Source organism: Streptomyces griseosporeus (genome assembly GCF_014656055.1).
Lineage (GTDB): Bacteria > Actinomycetota > Actinomycetes > Streptomycetales > Streptomycetaceae > Streptomyces > Streptomyces griseosporeus.
Window position 1 is genome coordinate 1,663,936 of record NZ_BNBR01000001.1, and the last position, 15,866, is coordinate 1,679,801.

Sequence of the window (15,866 nt, forward strand, 5' to 3'; positions counted from 1 at the left end):
CCGTGCCAAGCGCGGCGGGGTCATGGGCTCCGCCGGCCTCTACCTCGCCACCGGCGTCGCCGCCCTGTTCTTCCTCGTCCCGTTCTATCTGCTGGTCCGCAACGCCCTGTCCACCGACCCGCAGATCACGGGCGAGGAGTGGACGTTCTTCCCCACCGACCTCCAGTGGGGCAACATCACCGAGCCGTTCCGCGACCCGACCGTCGACTTCGGCCGGTCGATGGTGAACTCGCTCGTCGTCGGCGTCCTGCACACGCTGGGCACCCTGCTGGTGTGCTCGCTGGCGGGGTACGGCCTGGCCCGCATCCCGTACCGGCACGCGAACAAGGTCTTCTACGCCGTCCTGGTGACGCTGATGGTCCCGGCCGCCGTGACGTTCGTACCGAGCTTCGTGCTGGTGTCGTCCCTCGGCTGGGTGGACAGCTACCGCGGGCTCATCGTCCCCGGCCTGTTCAGCGGGTTCACCTGCTTCCTGTTCCGGCAGTACTTCCTGGGGTTCCCCAGGGAGCTGGATGAGGCGGCGCGGGTCGACGGGCTCGGCTACTGGGGCGCGTACTGGCGTGTCGTGGTGCCGAACTCGCTGAACTTCTTCGCGGCGATCGCCACGATCACCTTCATCAACGGGTGGAACTCCTTCCTGTGGCCGCTGGTCATCGGCCAGGACCCGAGCGCCTGGACGGTCCAGGTCGCCCTGTCGTCGTACATGACCAACCAGACCGTCAACTATCACCTGATCTTCATGGCCACGGCCATCTCGATCCTGCCCCTGCTGCTCGTGTTCCTCTTCCTCCAGCGCTGGCTGGTGCAGGGGATCGCGCAGACCGGCATCAAGGGCTGACCCGCTCCTTCTTCCACCGTCTGGAGACCGATGTCTTTCCGTACGACCGCCGACTACGTCGAGGACGTCTCCCCGGGCGGCGGCGCCCTGCCGCCGCGCGCCTGGTACGCGGCGTCCGACGCGAAGTCGCTCTCCCTGAACGGCAGCTGGCGGTTCCGGCTGTCGGCGACCGCCGACGCCGAGGACGACACCTTCGCCGAACCCGGCCACGACACCGGGGACTGGGCCGAGGTCACGGTTCCCGGGCATTGGGTGCTCCAGGGGCACGGCGCGCCGATCTACACCAACCACCTCTACCCGTTCCCGGTGGACCCGCCGCGGGTGCCGACGGAGAACCCGACCGGCGACCATGTGCGCCACTTCGACCTGCCGGCGGACTGGCCGGCGGACGGCGCGGCCGTGCTGCGCTTCGACGGGGTGGAGTCCTGTGCCCGCGTCTGGCTGAACGGCACCGACATCGGCGAGTTCAAGGGGTCGCGGCTGCCGCATGAGTTCGCCGTCGGGCACCTGCTGCGGCCGGCCGGCAACGTGCTCGCCGTCCGTGTCCACCAGTGGTCGGCCGGCTCCTATCTGGAGGACCAGGACCAGTGGTGGCTGCCGGGCATCTTCCGTGACGTGACGCTGTTGCACCGCCCGGCGGGCTGCGTCCTCGACTTCTTCGTGCACGCCTCCTACGACCACGTGAGCGGCGAGGGCACCCTGCGGGTCGACTCCGACACCGACGGGCGGGTGACCGTGCCGGAGCTGGACCTCGACCTCGCCACCGGCGAGGCCGCCACGGTCCCGGTCGAGCCGTGGACGGCCGAGACGCCCCGCCTGTACGACGGGGTCCTCGCCACCGAGGGCGAGCGGGTGCCGCTGCGCATCGGGTTCCGCACGGTGGAGCTGTCCGACGGGCTGATCAAGGTCAACGGCAAGGCGGTCCTGTTCAAGGGCGTCAACCGGCACGAGTGGCACCCGGAGCGGGGCCGCGCGCTGAATCCGGAGACGATGCGCGAGGACGTGCTGCTGATGAAGCGGCACAACATCAACGCCGTCCGCACCTCCCACTACCCGCCGCACCCGGCCTTCCTCGACCTGTGCGACGAGCTGGGCCTGTGGGTGATCGACGAGTGCGACCTGGAGACGCACGGCTTCACCGAACAGGGCTGGCGGGACAACCCGGTCGACGACGACCGCTGGACCCCGGCCCTGCTGGACCGCGCCGCCCGCATGGTGGAGCGGGACAAGAACCACCCGTCGGTGGTGATGTGGTCCCTCGGCAACGAGGCCGGCACCGGCCGGGGCCTGACCGCGATGGCCGAGTGGATCCGCGGCCGGGACGCCTCGCGCCTGATCCACTACGAGGGCGACCTCGACTGCCGGGACACGGACGTGTACTCGCGGATGTACGCCGCCCACGCGGAGGTCGAGCGGATCGGCCGGGGCCTGGACGGCGGGACGCACAAGCGGCGCGCACTGCCGTTCATCCAGTGCGAGTACGCGCACGCCATGGGCAACGGCCCGGGCGGACTCGCCGACTACCAGCGGCTGTTCGAGGCGTACGAGCGGCTCCAGGGCGGGTTCGTCTGGGAGTGGATCGACCATGGCATCCGCCATCCGGAGCTGGGCTACGCCTACGGCGGCGACTTCGGCGAGGAGCTGCACGACGGGAACTTCGTCTGCGACGGCCTGCTCTTCCCGGACCGCACGCCCTCGCCCGGCCTGGCCGAGTACAAGAAGGTGATCGAGCCGGTCGGCTTCGACGGCGACGGCGGTACGGTCCGGATCACCAACAAGCAGGACTTCGCCGACCTGTCCGCGCTGGCGTTCGAGTGGTCGTACCAGGTGGAGGGGGAGACGGCCGAGTCGGGCAGCCTGGCCGTGCCGCCGCTCGCGCCGGGCGCGTCGGCCGAGGTGAAGCTGCCCGAGCCGCCCGCCCCGCACCCGGACGGCGGGGAGACGCAGTGGACGGTACGGGCGGTGCTGGCGGCGGACACCGCGTGGGCGCCGCGGGGGCACGTGGTGGCCTGGGGCCAGTTCCCGGTGACGGCACGGCAGGCCCCGGCCGTCGCGGCGACCGCCCGGCCGGTGCGCGGGGCGGACCGGATCACGCTCGGCCCGGCCGCGTTCGACGCCCGCACCGGCGCGCTGCTGTCGATCGGCGCGGTGGCGGTGCGGGACCTGCGCCTGGACGTGTGGCGGGCGCCCACCGACAACGACGACGGGGCGTCCTGGCAGGACGACGTCCGCCACGGCCCGCTGTGGCGCAGGCTCGGCCTGCACCGGATGCGGCACCGGCTGGACGCGGTGGAGACGGCCGGCGACGCGCTGACCGTGCGGACCCGGGTGGCGCCCGCCGCCTGGGAGTTCGGACTGGCCACCGTGTACCGGTGGACCTCCGACGGCACCCGGCTGAAGCTCACCGTGTCGGTGGTCCCCGAGGGCGACTGGACGGTGCCGCTCCCCCGGCTCGGCGTGCGCTTCGCGCTGTCCGCGGCCGACGAGGTGCGCTGGTTCGGCGGCGGCCCCGGCGAGGCGTACCCGGACACCCGGGCCGCGTCGATGACCGGCCGCTGGCGGTCGACGGTGGACGCGCTGCAGACGCCGTACGTCCGCCCGCAGGAGAACGGCGCCCGCGCCGGGGTCCGCTGGGCGGAACTGGGCGGCCTGCGGGTGGAGGGCGACCCGGAGTTCTGGCTGACGGCGCGGCGCTGGACGACCGAACAGCTGGACGCGGCCCGGCACCTGACCGACCTCGCGCCCGGTGACGCGGTGTGGGTCAACCTCGACCACGGCCAGCACGGGATCGGCTCGCAGTCCTGCGGTCCGGGCCCGCTGCCCGGGTACTTCCTGCGGGCGGAGCCCGCGGAGTTCTCGTTCGTGTTCACGGAGACCGGCTGACCTGCGCGGTTCATCCGTCGTCCGCGGCCGGCCGGGGTGCGTCCACCCGGCCGGCCGCGGTCGTGTTCCACCGGACCCGGGGAAGGGGTCAGCCCGCGCGGTACGCCCGCAGGAACGCCGCCACGCCCCCGCTGATCAGCCGTTCGGTCTCGTCCCGCGGCAGGGGCAGGATGCCGTAGTGGGACAGCTGCACGATGGCCTGCCAGGTGAGCGCCGTGTAGTGGCCCGCGGTCAGGGCGGCGTCCCCGTGCGTGTCGATCAGCCCGGCGTCCGCGAGGTGGCCCATGGCCTCGGTCAGGGCCCGGCGCACCGGTTCGGGGCCCGCCTCCTGCCAGGCCCGCAGCACCTCCGGCGGCACATGGTCGGCCTCGGCGTGGATGTGCCGGACCAGCGCGAAGTGGTTGGGGAAGTCCGCCATGAGGTCGACCAGGGAGCGGGCGAGCGCCACCAGGTCCCGCTCCAGGTCCTCGGGGCGGGGCAGCCGCGCGGTGTCGAGCACGGCCTGGATACGGGCGATCTGGGCGTCCTTGACCTGGGCCGACGTCCAGGCGAACACGGTGCGGAAGAGCTGCGCCTTGCCGTCGGGGAAGTGGTTGTAGAGGGTGCGCGTGGACACGCCGGCCTCGGCGGCGAGCGCGTCGACGGAGGCGCGGGCGTACCCCTCGCGTCCGAAGACCGTGCAGGCCGCGCTCGCGATGGCGATCTGCTTCTCCAGCTTCCTGGGTGACATCTCCCGCCGCGCCTGCTCCAGCCAGGTCTCGTTGGTCCGGCCCACTGCGTCTCCTCGCTCCATGGAGTTACAACGAGCATTGTACTTTCAACAACGCTCGTTGTAGTTTTTACAGCGAGCGTTGTAACTCCATCCCTGAAGGGGGACCCATGACCGTGTCCGAGACCCGCCCCGCCGCCGACGAGGCGCCGCTGCGGGTGGCCGTGATCGTCGGCAGCGTCCGGGAGGGACGGCAGGGACCTGCCGTCACCGACTGGTTCCTGCGCACCGCCGAGGGCCACGGCCTGGACCTCGACGTCATCGACGTCGCCGAGGTGGACCTGCCGCTGGTCATGCCCGGCTGGGGCGGCAGCGCGAGCCCGGAGGCGGCCGCCGCACTCGCGCGGGTGTCGCCGCGGGTGGAGCGGGCCGACGCCTTCGTGATCGTCACGCCCGAGTACAACCACAGCTTCCCGGCCGCGCTGAAGAACTTCATCGACTGGCACCACCCGCAGTGGCAGGCCAAGCCGGTCGGCTTCGTCTCCTACGGCGGCCTCGGCGGCGGTCTGCGCGCGGTCGAGCAACTGCGCCTGGTCTTCGCCGAGTTGCACGCGACGACCGTGCGCGACTCGGTCAGTCTGCACGGCCCGTGGTCGGGCCTCGGCCAGGACGGCGAGCCGCTCGACGCGACCGTGTGCGCGGGCGCCGCCAAGGGCATGCTCGGCCAGCTGGCCTGGTGGGGCCGGGCCCTGCGAACCGCCCGCGCCGAGCACCCCTACCAGGGCTGAGGGGCGCACCCGATGGCCACGGTACGGGCCGCCGACGGGGACGTGGCGGCGTCCCCTCGGCCCACCGGCCCCTCGCCCACCGCCGCTCTGCACCGCGTCATCACCGTCGTGATCATCGGCTCGGTGATGTCGGTGCTCGACATGACGATCGTCAACGTCGCCCTGCCCGCCCTCTCGACGGCCTTCTCCGCACCGCTGGAGACCATCCAGTGGACGGCCACCGCCTACACGCTCGCGCTCGCCGCCGTGATCCCCACCGCCGCGTGGGCGATGGGCCGGATCGGCGCGAAGCGCGTCTACCTCACCGCGCTCGTCCTGTTCACGCTCGGCTCGCTCCTCGCCGCGTGCGCCTGGGACGCGCCCAGCCTCATCGCGTTCCGCGCGGTGCAGGGGCTCGGCGGCGGGCTGCTGATGCCGGTCGGCATGGCGATGACGATGCGCGCGGCCGACCCGGCACGCCTCGGGCGGGCGATGGCCCTGCTCGGACTGCCCATCCTGGTCGGTCCGGTGGCCGGTCCGGTGCTCGGCGGCCGCCTGCTCGATTCGGCCTCCTGGCACTGGATCTTCCTGGTCAACCTGCCGGTCGGCGCGGTGGCTCTGATCCTCGCCGTACGGCTGCTGCCGCGCGACGCGCCCGCCGGCCCGGCCGCCGCGCCCCGGCTGGACGTGCCCGGCCTGCTCGCGCTGTCACCGGGCCTCGCCCTGCTGCTGTACGGCCTGGCCCGGGGCGGCGAGCGCGGCGCGTTCACCTCGGCCGGCGTGCTCGTCCCGACGGTCGCGGGCGCGGCGCTGGTGGCGGCCTTCGCCGTACGCTCCCTGATGATCCGTCACCCGCTGCTGGAGCTGCGCCTGTTGCACGACCGTGCGTTCGCCGCCGGGATCGTCACCCTCGCCCTGTTCTCCTGCGGCTACTTCGGGTCGATGCTGCTGGCGCCGATGTACTGGCAGCAGGAGCGCGGCCTGAGCGCGTCGGCGGCCGGCCTGCTGGGCGCGCCGACCGGGCTCGCCGTCGGCCTGGCCATGCAGGTGGCCGCCCGCCGGATCGACCGGGTCCCGCCACGCCGGGCCATCCGGGCCGGGATCGTGATCGGCGCCCTCGGCATGGCGCTCACGGCGCTCCAGGCGGGCATGCCGGACGTCGCCGCCTGGCGGATGGTGGCCTCCTCGATGGTGATGGGCATCGGCTCGGGCATGACGCTGATGCCGACGATGGCCACCGCGACCCGCGCGCTGCCGAAGGACCGCGCCGCCGCCGCGAGCACCGCGCTCGGCATCAACTCCCAGATCTGGGCGTCCGTCGGCACGGCCCTGATCTCGGTCGTCCTCGGCACGGGTACGGGCGGCCCGGCCGCCTTCCGCGTCGCCTACGCCGTGGCGGCGGCCCTGCTGGCCCTGGCGTGGCTGCCGGCGAGCCTGCTGCCGGGGCGGCGGGGCTGAGACCGAGGGGGATCCTCCACCTTGATGCGCTAGGCTCATACCTAGAGCCCCTAGCTTCGGGAGGATTCCCCTTGGCCCGTGCCGGTATCACCGTCGACCGCCTCGTCGCGGCCGCCGCCGAACTCGCCGACGAGGTCGGCTTCGAGAAGGTCAGCCTGTCGGCGCTGGCGCGCCGCTTCGGGGTGAAGGACGCGAGTCTCTACTCGCACGTCCGCAGCCTCCAGGACCTGCGCACCCGGCTCGCGCTGCTGGCCGGCGGCGAGATGATCGACCGGATCGCCGCTGCGGTGGCCGGGCGGGCCGGGAAGGAGGCGCTGGCCGCGTTCGCCGGCGCCTACCGGGAGTACGCCCTGACGCACCCGGGGCGGTACGCCGCCACGCAGATCCGCCTCGACCCGGCGCTCGTCGCCGACGCCCCCGCCATGCGCCGCACCGCCGAGATCACCTACGGCATGCTCCGCGCCTACGGCCTGGAGGAGCCCGACCTCACCGACGCCGTCCGCCTGCTGCGCAGCACCTTCCACGGCTACTGCGCGCTGGAGGCGGGCGGCGGCTTCAACGCCTCGCGGGATGTGGGCCGTTCCTGGGACAGGGTGGTCGACGCCCTGCACACGGCCCTCACCCACTGGCCCCACGACGACCACTCCGACGGGAGCGAACATGACTGAGTCCGGCCCGCACCACGACGTCCGCGGCAGTGGGCCCGTCCTGCTCGTGCTGCCCGGTGGCGCGGGCCATCCGATGGGGCTCGGCCCGTTCGCCGAACGGCTAGCGGCGCGGTTCACCGTCGTGACGTACGACCCGCTGGGCCTCGCCCACGGCCGCCTGGGCCTGCCCGTCGAGGACCAGCGGGTCGAGCGGTGGAGCGACGGGGCGCGCCAGGTCCTCGACGCCGTACTGCCCGACGGGGAGCAGGCGTACGTCGTCGGCTTCAGCTCGGGCGGCATCGCCGCGCTGGACCTGCTCGCCCGGCATCCGGAGCGGCTCGCGCACGTCGTCGCGCACGAGCCGCCGTGCGTGGCCCCGCTCCCGGACGGGGCACTGCAGCGCGGGCGGTTCCAGGAGGTGGTGGCCACCTACCGCGCGGAGGGACCGGAAGCCGCGGCGCGCGGTCTCGGCGCCGTACTGGAGGGACGGGAACCCACGGCTCGGCCGATATCCGCCGGGGACGGCGAGGAGACAGTCACCGAGGGCCGGCCCCTCGGCCGCCAGGAGGAGTTGAGCCGGCCCATGGCGCTCTTCCTCCGCCACGTCCTGGGCCCGTTCACCGCCTACGTCCCCGACCGGGCCGCTCTGGCGGCCCCGCACCGCACGGCCCGGCTCACCCTCGCCGCGGGCGCCGACTCCCGCGGCCACCTGCTGTACCGCACCGCGGAGTTCCTCGCCGGGTGGGCGGGCGGTGACTTCGCCGAGTTCCCCGGCGGGCATGTCGGCGCCGCGACGCACGCCGGGGAGTTCGCCGACCGGCTGGCCGGGCTGCTGTCCGTCAGCCGCCCGGACTGAACGCCACGACCTCGGCGTACGCCGGTGCCGTGCCCGTCGGCGTACGGCCCTCCCGCACGTCCGCCGCCGTCTCCAGCGCGGCGCCCAGCGCCCTGCGGTACAGCAGCGAGCCGAGGCTGATCCGGCGGACGCCGAGGTCGGCCAGCCGGCCGACGGGGAGACCGTCCGGCGAGTAGAGGATGTTCAGCGGCACGTCGAGGTGCCGGACGAGCTCGGCGATGGTCCGGGGATCGGTCACGCCCGGCACGAACACGCCGTCGGCGCCCGCCAGGCGGTAGGCCTCCAGCCGGGCCAGGGTGGCGGCCGTACCGCCCTCGCCGTCGCCGAGCCAGTGGGTGTCGGTGCGGGCGTTGACGAACAGGCCGGGGGCCGCCGCCTTCACCGCGGCGATCTTCGCGGCGTGCCGGTCGGCGGGCCCGAGCCCGTCCTCCAGGTTCACGCCGACCACTCCGACCGACCACAGCTGCCGCGCCAGCTCCCCCACCTCGTCGGGATCGTCGCTGAAGCCGCCTTCCGCGTCGACGGACAGCAGGAAGGGACCGCTGCCGAGGGCGACGGCCAGCCGCAGCGTCTCGTCCCGGGTCGCCGCGGCCCCGTCGGGCAGCCCGGCCGCCGCGGCCACGCCCAGGCTGGTCGTCCCCACGGCGGGGAACCCGGCGGCGGCGAGGGCGTGCGCGGAGGCGTGGTCCCAGGCGTTGGGCAGCAGCAGGGGGCGCTCGGCGTGGTGCAGGGCCGCGAACGCGGTGGACGGGCGGGTGAGCGGCGGGGAACCGGGGGCGCTGTCGGTCATACCGGCACGGTAGGCGGGCATCGCTTCGGCAGCGGCCGAACTGTCCCCCTCCAGCGGCGGCCGGGTCAGCCCTCCCCCCGCTCCGCCGCGCTCCGCTCCACGCAGAACTCGTTGCCCTCCGGGTCGGCCATGACCGCCCAGCCGGTGCCGTCCGGGTTGCGCCGGTCGGCGACGAGGGTGGCGCCGAGGCCGAGCAGCCGCTGCACCTCCTCGTCCCGGGTGCGGTCCTGCGGCTGGAGGTCGAAGTGCAGCCGGTTCTTCACCGACTTGGCGTCGGGCACCGCGATGAACAGGAGGTGGGCGTCCTCGATGATGGCGGCGGGGTCGCCCGGCTTGTCGTCCTCGTGGAGGGGCAGGTCCAGCACCCGGGACCAGAAGCCGGCCAGCTCGTAGGGGTCGGCGCAGTCGATCGTGACGTGGCGAATCGTCGAAGTCATGCGGGGCATTGTCCGCAGCGCCCGTGGGGCGGGCAACGGGATTAGGAGCCGCCCGGCGGCTCCTCCGGGACGAGCCCCAGAGCGCGGGCCCTGTTCACCGCGGTGACCCGGTCGTGCACGCCGAGCTTCTTGTAGAGGTTCTCCTTGTGCTTGACGACCGTGCGCTCCGCTATCCGCAGCGGACGGCCGATGGCGTACGCGGTCAGCCCCTCGCTCAGCAGCGCCAGGACGGCCGCCTCCCGCGCGGTGATCCCGAACTCCGCGGGATCACCGAGGGCCGGAAGACTACGCACGACCGCTTCATGGGCGGAGACCGTGTCGAGCAGGGAACGGGCCAGCCCGGCATACTCCAGGTCGCGGCCGGTGAAGCCCTGCCCGCTGCGGCTCATGATGACGCTCCGGACCTGGCCGGTGCGCGCACTCAGCGGTAGCGCCAGCTGGCGGTCGATCCCGATGGCCGACCTGCCCGCGCGGTAGGCCTCGCTCTTCCACCACCGGTCGTCAGCGATCGCGTCGAGGGTCAGCGGCGTCCGGTCCGCCGTGGACGCGTAGTGGCGCAACAGCGGGTGGACCCGCATATGGGTGTTGATCAGGGCGTCCAGCGGGGCCTCGTACAGCCAGTCCGGTTTGCCGGTCAGCGCATGACCGGTGCCGGCGTCCCAGTCGAGGTCGACGAGGACGGCCAGGTCCACCGGCAGGTCGGCGGTCAGCCGCTCCATGAGCAGCGGCCACACACGCACCGGTTCGCGTTCGGTGAGAATCGCCATCGCCAGATCGTGAAGGAGCCGGGCATCACGCCCCGACAGAGCGGTCACCCACGCAGTGTCCCCGATCGGTCAGGGCACCGCCAGGCGCATCGGGGGCTCAACCGGCGTACAGCAATGCGGAGTTGTCCGTATGTCCCGCCCCCCGCGCCGGAGGCCAGCCTGGACCGACCAGGAGGCGGGCAGGGTGTCCGTCTCTCCGTCCGTTCCGGAGGTCCCAGGCATGCGTACACCCATCCGTGGCCGGCTCGCGCCCGCAGCGGCCACCGACCGGAAGCCCCGGTTGCGCCGCCGTTTTCTGCTCGCCGCGCTCCTGTTCACCGCAGTGGCGCTCACGGGGGCGCAGCAGGCGCCGCCGGCCCACGCCGTGACCTTCCAGCCGCTGCGCAGCTGGTGGAATGACGGACGCGGTGACAACTTCGCCACCGGAACGCCGGAGCAGGAGGCGAGCGCCCGGTCGGCGAACTACCGTTCGCTGCGCGTCGAGGCATGGCTGTGGCCGGACGACGGGGACAACACCCGGTCGGGGCTCTACCTGTTCTGGAACGCCGACCGGCAGGACTACTTCAGTACCGCGACCCGGCAGGGTGTCGACTCCGCCGTCAGCGCCGGATACCAGTACATCGGCGTCCAGGGCTACGTGCTGGGCCGGTACGAGGCCCACACCGTCCCCCTCCGCCAGTACTGGAGCGCCGACCGGCAGGACAACTTCCTCACCGCCACCCCGGAAGGCATCCGCGACGCCGTCGCCGCCGGCTACACGTTCGTCCGCATCGAGGGCTACGTGTACCCCGCCACGTGACCGGCCCGGCGCGCGGCCGGTGCGCCGCGCGCCCACCGACCACCCCACGCCGGAGAGGGCCGCGCACGGCCCAGGACACACCGAGGACGGCACCATGCCCGATCTTCCGACACCGGACGGCTCACCACCGGTGTTCGTGATCAACCTCGACCGGGACCACGAACGCCTGGCGGCCATGGCCGCGCGACTGGGCGCGTGGGGGGTCGAGTTCACCCGCTGGCCGGCCACGGACGGCCAGGCCCTGGCCGACGGCCCGCACCTGCCGGCCGCGGCCGAGTTCGACGGGGTCGCGCTGAGCGGCTTCGACCGTTTCGCACTGCCTGAAGCGGCGTGCGGGATCAGCCACATCAGGCTGTGGCGGATGCTCGTCGCACAGCGCGTTCCCTGGGCGGTCGTCCTGGAGGACGACGCGAGGCTGATCCGCCGACCGCCGTCCGGCATCGGCGCGTGGGGGCTGCCGCAGGACGCGGACATCGTGCTGCTCAGCGACCGCGCCGCCCCCGGAGCGGTACGGCGGGCAGGGGCTTCGGGATTCTCCTTTGCCGACGTCGTCGGCGGCGCGGGCACCGAGGGGTACCTCGTCTCCTGGGAGGGCGCGCGGCAGTTGCTCGCCGTGACGCGGCCGCTGCTCAACCCGCTCGACTTCCAGATGTACGCGCACTTCGCCTCCGTACGGCGCGCGGACACCTTCCCCCATCTGTGGTCGCTGCCCCGCAACGAGGCGGCGGACGGGACGGAGCTGAACGCCTACCGTCTCCTCCCGCCCCTGGTCGCCCACGCGGACACCCGGTCGAGCATCGGCAACGGCCGCCACCGCAGGGCACGTTTCCTGTGCCGGGCCCTGCTGGGCCTCAACTTCGACACCGACGGCTCCTACCCCTACCGACCCCGGCCGCCGGCCGCGATCGCCGCGTCCACCCGGCCGGCGGCGGCACCTCCGGTCTCCGCCCCGGCGCGGGGCGGCGCGGGGGAAGCCGGCTTCGTCACCGGTGCCGACCTTTCCCACTGCCCGGAGGGTGCCGCGGCGCGCATGGCCCGGACGCTGGCCGAACACGGTGTCACCACGGCCAGGATCAGCTGCTGGGTTGCCGACGACAGCACCATGAACCTCGCCAGGACCGTGCGGCTGGCCACCGCCGCCACCCGCGCCGGCCTGGGGGTCCATCTGGTCCTGCATTACTCCGACACCTGGGCCGATCCCGGGCGGCAGAACAAGCCGGCGGCATGGCGGGGGCTCGGCATCGGCGCCCTGCGCTCCACCGTCCGCACCTATACGTCGGCCGTCCTCGCGCAACTCGCGGACCACGGTGCCCCGCCGGTGATCGTGCAACTCGGCAACGAGATCACCAATGGCCTGCTGTGGGCCGCGGAAGGTGAGGACCAGCGCGCGGGCGGACGCCTGCACCCGCCGGGCCGGGATCCGCACCCGGGTGGCGCCGGTGCCCACCCGTACTGGGAACGCGAGGACCAATGGGTGATCGTCGCCGAGCTGCTGAACGCGGCCTCGGCCGGCGTCCGCGCGGTCCTGCCCCGGGAGTGCCGCACCATGGTCCACCTCGACCGGGGCGCGGACATCGACGGAGCACGCTGGTGGCTGGAACACGCCACTCGGCACGAGATCGGCTTCGACCTGATCGGCCTGTCGTTCCATCCCCTCTGGCACGACGACGCGACCCTCGACCGCCTGGGCCGGATCGCCGAACTGCACACCGCGTTCCCCGGCAAACCGGTGGTCGTCGCCGAGACGTCCCACCCCTACCGGGTGTTCCGGCACGACGGCCCGGTCCGCCGCACCGGTCCCGAGTTCCCCTTCACCCCTGAGGGGCAGGCCGCGTTCCTGGCCGGGGCGCTGCGGACCGTGCGCGACGCGCCCAACGGGGCCGGGGTGATCTGGTGGGGCACCTGCTTCACCGGCGATCAGGTCGAGAACGGGGTGGACGCCTTCTACGCCCAGGCGCTCTTCGACGCCGCGGGCACACCTCTGCCCGCCCTCGCCGCCTTCCGCGCGGCCCGGCGGCACCACGGCGAATGAGTCACGGATCCCGAGCGCCCGCCGGTCAGGCCAGGTCACGTCCTCCCCGGCTCGACGGCATGCGTCAGACGACGCTGTCCAGAGCCGGCGCGAGGACGGCGAACGCCTCGTCGGTCAGGGCGGCGGGGTCCTGGTCGCCCTCGCCCGCGCTCCAGCGTTGCAGCACGGTGTCGAACGCGGTGAGCGCCGCTCCGGCGGCGAGTTGCGGGTAGAGGCCGGCCGGGCCGAGGCCGAGCCGCCGGGTCAGTTCCTCGGCCAGCGCGTCGCGCCACTGCGCCTGGCGTTCCAGGAAGCGCGCGAGCAGGGCCGGTGTGCCGAGGATCAACCGGATGACGCGCAGGGTCTGTTCGCCGTGGCCGGCGCACGCGTCGACGGCGGACCAGACGGTGTGCCGCAGCGCCACGGACGGCGGCTCCTGCGCGGGACGCTCCGCGAGCGCCGCCCGCATCCCGGTGCCCATCTCGCCCAGGAACTGGACGACGACGTCCTCCTTGGAGGCGAAGTAGCGGAAGAAGGTCCGCTTGGACACGCCGGCCGCGCCCACGATGTCGTCGACCGTGACCGCGTCGAACCCCTTGCGGGCCAGCAGATCCAGCGCGGCCCTGGTCAGTTCGTCCGCGACCAGCTGCCGTTTGCGCTGGGCCAGGGTCGGTTCGGGTCGGGCGGTCATGGCGCCATCCTATAAGCGATGTCATGGGTGGCACTTGAGCGCATGCTTGACACCAAGTGTCATTAGGGGCATGTTGTGCCGCATGGGGAACGGACAGAAGGACACCAGCGGCGCGGAGCACGTGCCCGACCAGACCGGCCGGACGTTCGTCGTCACCGGCGCCAACAGCGGCCTCGGGCTCGCGACTACCCGTGCGCTGGCCCGCCGGGGCGCCCGCGTGGTCCTGGCCGTCCGCGACGAGAGCAAGGGGCGGCGGGCCGTCGCCGGGATCACGGCCGAAGTGCCGGACGCCCGTCTGGAGGTGCGTTCGCTCGACCTGGCGGACCTGGACTCGGTCCGTGCCTTCGCCGACCGTCTGCACGCGGACGGTCCACGACCGGACGTCCTCGTCAACAACGCGGGGGTGATGGCCCCGCCGCGCACCCTCAGCGCCCAGGGCCACGAGCTGCAGTTCGCCGCGAACCACCTCGGCCACTTCGCCCTCACGGGCCTGCTGCTCGGCCTGCTCACCGAGGGCAGGGACCCACGCGTGGTCACCGTGACGTCCCTGAACCACCGTCAGGGCCGTCTCGACTTCGACGATCTGCACGGTGAGCGCGGCTATGCCCCGATGCGGTTCTACAACCGGTCGAAGCTCGCCAACGCCGTCTTCGGCCACGAGCTGCACCGGCGGCTCGACGCCGCCGGCAGCCCGGTGCGCAGCCTGCTCGCCCACCCCGGGTACACCGCCACCAGCCTCCAGACGAGCGCGCCCACCGGCCTGGTGCGGTTCCTCTTCGGACGCCTCCTCACCCCGCTCGCCCAGTCCCCCGACCGGGGCGCGCTGCCCCAGCTGTACGCGGCGACCCGCCCGGACGCGGGGAGCGGGCAGTTCTTCGGGCCGGGCGGCCCGGCCGAACTGCGCGGCGCGCCCCGCCGGGTGCTGCTCGCGCCGGCCGCCACCGACGCCGGGACGGGCCGACGGCTGTGGGAGGTCTCGGAGCGGCTGACCGGCGTACGGTTCCCCCTGCCGGTGGCGTGACCGGGGCGCACGCCGGGTTCCGGTCGGGCACCCTGCGTCCGGTCAGGGCACCCCGGGGCTCTCAGCCCTCCGCCCGCACCAGCCCCGCCGGAACCAGGTGCTGGGCGAGGAGCTCGTCCCGGACCAGACCGGCGTAGACCGTGGCGCCGTGGACCGAGGTGTGCGTGTTGTCGCGCTTCTCGTTGGAGAGGTAGAGCGCCTTGGAGCCCTCCACGCCCAGGGACTCCACCAGCGCCTTGGTCTTCGCGGTGAGGTCGATCAGCGGGACGCCCTCGGCGGCGGCGACGGAGCGGATGACGGCCGGGTGGTCCACCCCGAGGCCGTTGACCAGCAGGGCGGTGTTGTTGTCCAGGGTGCCGTCGGAGTTGAACCAGCGGCGGACGATGGGCGTCACGAGGACGGGCTCGCCGCCCCGCGCCCGGACGCCGTCGACCAGCGTCTCCAGGTTGGCCCGGTAGGTCGCCGCGTCCGTCGTCTTGTCGTTGTGGGCGAGCTGGACCAGCACCAGGTCGCCGGGGCGGATCAGCGGCTCGACGGTGGCCCACAGCTGCGGGTTCTGCAGATAGCTGACCGTGCTCTCGCCGGAGTCCGCGTAGTTGGCGACGGACAGGCCCTTGCGCAGGTACTGCGGCAGCTGCTGACCCCAGCCCGAGTACGGGTCGCCGGGCTGGTCGCAGACCGTGGAGTCGCCGACGAGGAAGAGCCGGCGGGCGTGCCGGGCGGGGGTGACCCGGATGTCCGCGAGGGCCGGGGCGCCGCCGCCGATCGTCAGGTCGAGGCCGGGAGTCCCCGCAGGGCCGGTGGGCTCTCCCTCGGGGGTGCGGACGTTCACCGTGAAGCTGCGGGCGGCGCGTTCGCCGGCCGCCACGGCCGTCTCGGGCAGCAGGGAGCGCCTGGTCTCCCCGCCGAGGCCGGTGCGGGAGGCGGCGTCACCGCCGAGGAGGACCTGGACGTCGTACGTGCCGGGCGGGACGTCGAAGTGGCAGGCGGTGGCGGTGCAGTGGTCGAGGCCGAGGGGGCGCGGCGCGTCCCCGGCGGCCCGCGCCGGTACGGCGGTCAGGGCGGTGGTCAGGGACAGCGCCGCCAGCACGGCGAGGTTGAAACGTCTCACGTACGGCTCCTCCGTCGGCAACAGGGCTGGGCGGCTGGACCGTACCGCTTACGACAAGCGCTTTCTAGACCCGTGGCAGAT

At 73.5% G+C, this 15,866-nt stretch carries 15 protein-coding genes; 9 read left to right on the forward strand and 6 right to left on the reverse strand.

The features are described 5' to 3' along the window. Positions 1–22: 22 nt before the first annotated feature. A complete protein-coding gene (locus IE308_RS07310) occupies positions 23–838 on the forward strand; it encodes a carbohydrate ABC transporter permease (RefSeq protein WP_190217406.1) in 816 nt (271 codons plus the stop codon). 30 nt (positions 839–868) lie between these two features. Continuing rightward, positions 869–3,721 (forward strand): glycoside hydrolase family 2 TIM barrel-domain containing protein, encoded by a 2,853-nt coding sequence (locus IE308_RS07315; protein ID WP_190217060.1) that lies wholly within the window; start codon positions 869–871, stop codon positions 3,719–3,721. A gap of 88 nt (positions 3,722–3,809) precedes the next feature. On the opposite strand, the gene IE308_RS07320 is transcribed toward IE308_RS07315, so the two are convergent. Then, positions 3,810–4,496, reverse strand: a complete 687-nt coding sequence (locus IE308_RS07320; protein ID WP_190217061.1) for a TetR/AcrR family transcriptional regulator — start codon at positions 4,494–4,496, stop codon at positions 3,810–3,812. 104 nt (positions 4,497–4,600) lie between these two features. Between IE308_RS07320 and IE308_RS07325 the strand changes: the two genes are divergently transcribed. The 4 genes from IE308_RS07325 (at position 4,601) to IE308_RS07340 (ending at position 8,158) form a co-directional block, all read left to right on the forward strand. Beyond that, entirely contained in the window at positions 4,601–5,218 is a 618-nt protein-coding gene (locus IE308_RS07325; RefSeq protein ID WP_190217062.1) for an NADPH-dependent FMN reductase, read from the forward strand. 12 nt (positions 5,219–5,230) lie between these two features. After that, positions 5,231–6,655, forward strand: coding sequence for a DHA2 family efflux MFS transporter permease subunit (locus tag IE308_RS07330; RefSeq protein WP_190217063.1), 1,425 nt, complete (start codon positions 5,231–5,233; stop codon positions 6,653–6,655). Between the two features lie 71 nt (positions 6,656–6,726). After that, positions 6,727–7,323 (forward strand): TetR/AcrR family transcriptional regulator, encoded by a 597-nt coding sequence (locus tag IE308_RS07335; RefSeq protein ID WP_190217064.1) that lies wholly within the window; start codon positions 6,727–6,729, stop codon positions 7,321–7,323. After that, the gene (locus IE308_RS07340) at positions 7,316–8,158 is read left to right on the forward strand and encodes an alpha/beta fold hydrolase (RefSeq protein ID WP_190217065.1); all 843 of its coding nucleotides are present in this window, start codon (positions 7,316–7,318) and stop codon (positions 8,156–8,158) included. The genes IE308_RS07335 and IE308_RS07340 overlap by 8 nt, the downstream gene beginning before the upstream one ends. On the opposite strand, the gene IE308_RS07345 is transcribed toward IE308_RS07340, so the two are convergent. The 3 genes from IE308_RS07345 to IE308_RS07355 all read right to left on the reverse strand — a co-directional run bounded on the left by IE308_RS07345 (position 8,142) and on the right by IE308_RS07355 (position 10,152). Next, on the reverse strand, positions 8,142–8,948 hold the full coding sequence (locus IE308_RS07345; RefSeq protein WP_190217066.1) for an isocitrate lyase/PEP mutase family protein: 807 nt from the start codon (positions 8,946–8,948) through the stop codon (positions 8,142–8,144). The two genes, IE308_RS07340 and IE308_RS07345, sit on opposite strands and share 17 nt — an antisense overlap. A gap of 65 nt (positions 8,949–9,013) precedes the next feature. Next, positions 9,014–9,385, reverse strand: coding sequence for a VOC family protein (locus tag IE308_RS07350; RefSeq protein WP_190217067.1), 372 nt, complete (start codon positions 9,383–9,385; stop codon positions 9,014–9,016). 41 nt (positions 9,386–9,426) lie between these two features. Next, on the reverse strand, positions 9,427–10,152 hold the full coding sequence (locus IE308_RS07355) for a helix-turn-helix transcriptional regulator (RefSeq protein ID WP_190217068.1): 726 nt from the start codon (positions 10,150–10,152) through the stop codon (positions 9,427–9,429). Between the two features lie 220 nt (positions 10,153–10,372). Here IE308_RS07355 and IE308_RS07360 point away from each other — a divergent pair, with 220 nt between their 5' ends. Then, positions 10,373–10,951, forward strand: a complete 579-nt coding sequence (locus IE308_RS07360) for a hypothetical protein (RefSeq protein ID WP_190217069.1) — start codon at positions 10,373–10,375, stop codon at positions 10,949–10,951. Positions 10,952–11,045: 94 nt separating this feature from the next. Continuing rightward, the gene (locus IE308_RS07365; protein WP_190217070.1) at positions 11,046–12,983 is read left to right on the forward strand and encodes a glycosyl hydrolase 53 family protein; all 1,938 of its coding nucleotides are present in this window, start codon (positions 11,046–11,048) and stop codon (positions 12,981–12,983) included. A 64-nt stretch (positions 12,984–13,047) separates the two neighbouring features. Here the strand turns inward: IE308_RS07365 and IE308_RS07370 are convergent, their stop codons facing one another. Continuing rightward, positions 13,048–13,653, reverse strand: coding sequence for an acyl-CoA-like ligand-binding transcription factor (locus IE308_RS07370; RefSeq protein ID WP_190217071.1), 606 nt, complete (start codon positions 13,651–13,653; stop codon positions 13,048–13,050). Positions 13,654–13,735: 82 nt separating this feature from the next. On the opposite strand from IE308_RS07370, the gene IE308_RS07375 reads away from it, so the two are divergent. Then, positions 13,736–14,674, forward strand: a complete 939-nt coding sequence (locus IE308_RS07375) for an oxidoreductase (RefSeq protein WP_190217072.1) — start codon at positions 13,736–13,738, stop codon at positions 14,672–14,674. 61 nt (positions 14,675–14,735) lie between these two features. Here the strand turns inward: IE308_RS07375 and IE308_RS07380 are convergent, their stop codons facing one another. Further along, the gene (locus IE308_RS07380) at positions 14,736–15,785 is read right to left on the reverse strand and encodes a rhamnogalacturonan acetylesterase (protein ID WP_190217073.1); all 1,050 of its coding nucleotides are present in this window, start codon (positions 15,783–15,785) and stop codon (positions 14,736–14,738) included. Positions 15,786–15,866: the final 81 nt, after the last annotated feature.

Excerpts from the sequence above, each read along its gene's own strand:
- IE308_RS07310 (WP_190217406.1), top strand. The coding sequence starts at position 23 with ATGGGCTCCGCCGGCCTCTACCTCGCCACCGGCGTCGCCGCCCTGTTC.
- IE308_RS07315 (WP_190217060.1), top strand. The coding sequence starts at position 869 with ATGTCTTTCCGTACGACCGCCGACTACGTCGAGGACGTCTCCCCGGGC.
- IE308_RS07325 (WP_190217062.1), top strand. The coding sequence starts at position 4,601 with ATGACCGTGTCCGAGACCCGCCCCGCCGCCGACGAGGCGCCGCTGCGG.
- IE308_RS07330 (WP_190217063.1), top strand. The coding sequence starts at position 5,231 with ATGGCCACGGTACGGGCCGCCGACGGGGACGTGGCGGCGTCCCCTCGG.
- IE308_RS07340 (WP_190217065.1), top strand. The coding sequence starts at position 7,316 with ATGACTGAGTCCGGCCCGCACCACGACGTCCGCGGCAGTGGGCCCGTC.
- IE308_RS07345 (WP_190217066.1), bottom strand. The coding sequence starts at position 8,948 with ATGACCGACAGCGCCCCCGGTTCCCCGCCGCTCACCCGCCCGTCCACC.
- IE308_RS07350 (WP_190217067.1), bottom strand. The coding sequence starts at position 9,385 with ATGACTTCGACGATTCGCCACGTCACGATCGACTGCGCCGACCCCTAC.
- IE308_RS07355 (WP_190217068.1), bottom strand. The coding sequence starts at position 10,152 with ATGGCGATTCTCACCGAACGCGAACCGGTGCGTGTGTGGCCGCTGCTC.
- IE308_RS07360 (WP_190217069.1), top strand. The coding sequence starts at position 10,373 with ATGCGTACACCCATCCGTGGCCGGCTCGCGCCCGCAGCGGCCACCGAC.
- IE308_RS07365 (WP_190217070.1), top strand. The coding sequence starts at position 11,046 with ATGCCCGATCTTCCGACACCGGACGGCTCACCACCGGTGTTCGTGATC.
- IE308_RS07370 (WP_190217071.1), bottom strand. The coding sequence starts at position 13,653 with ATGACCGCCCGACCCGAACCGACCCTGGCCCAGCGCAAACGGCAGCTG.
- IE308_RS07375 (WP_190217072.1), top strand. The coding sequence starts at position 13,736 with ATGGGGAACGGACAGAAGGACACCAGCGGCGCGGAGCACGTGCCCGAC.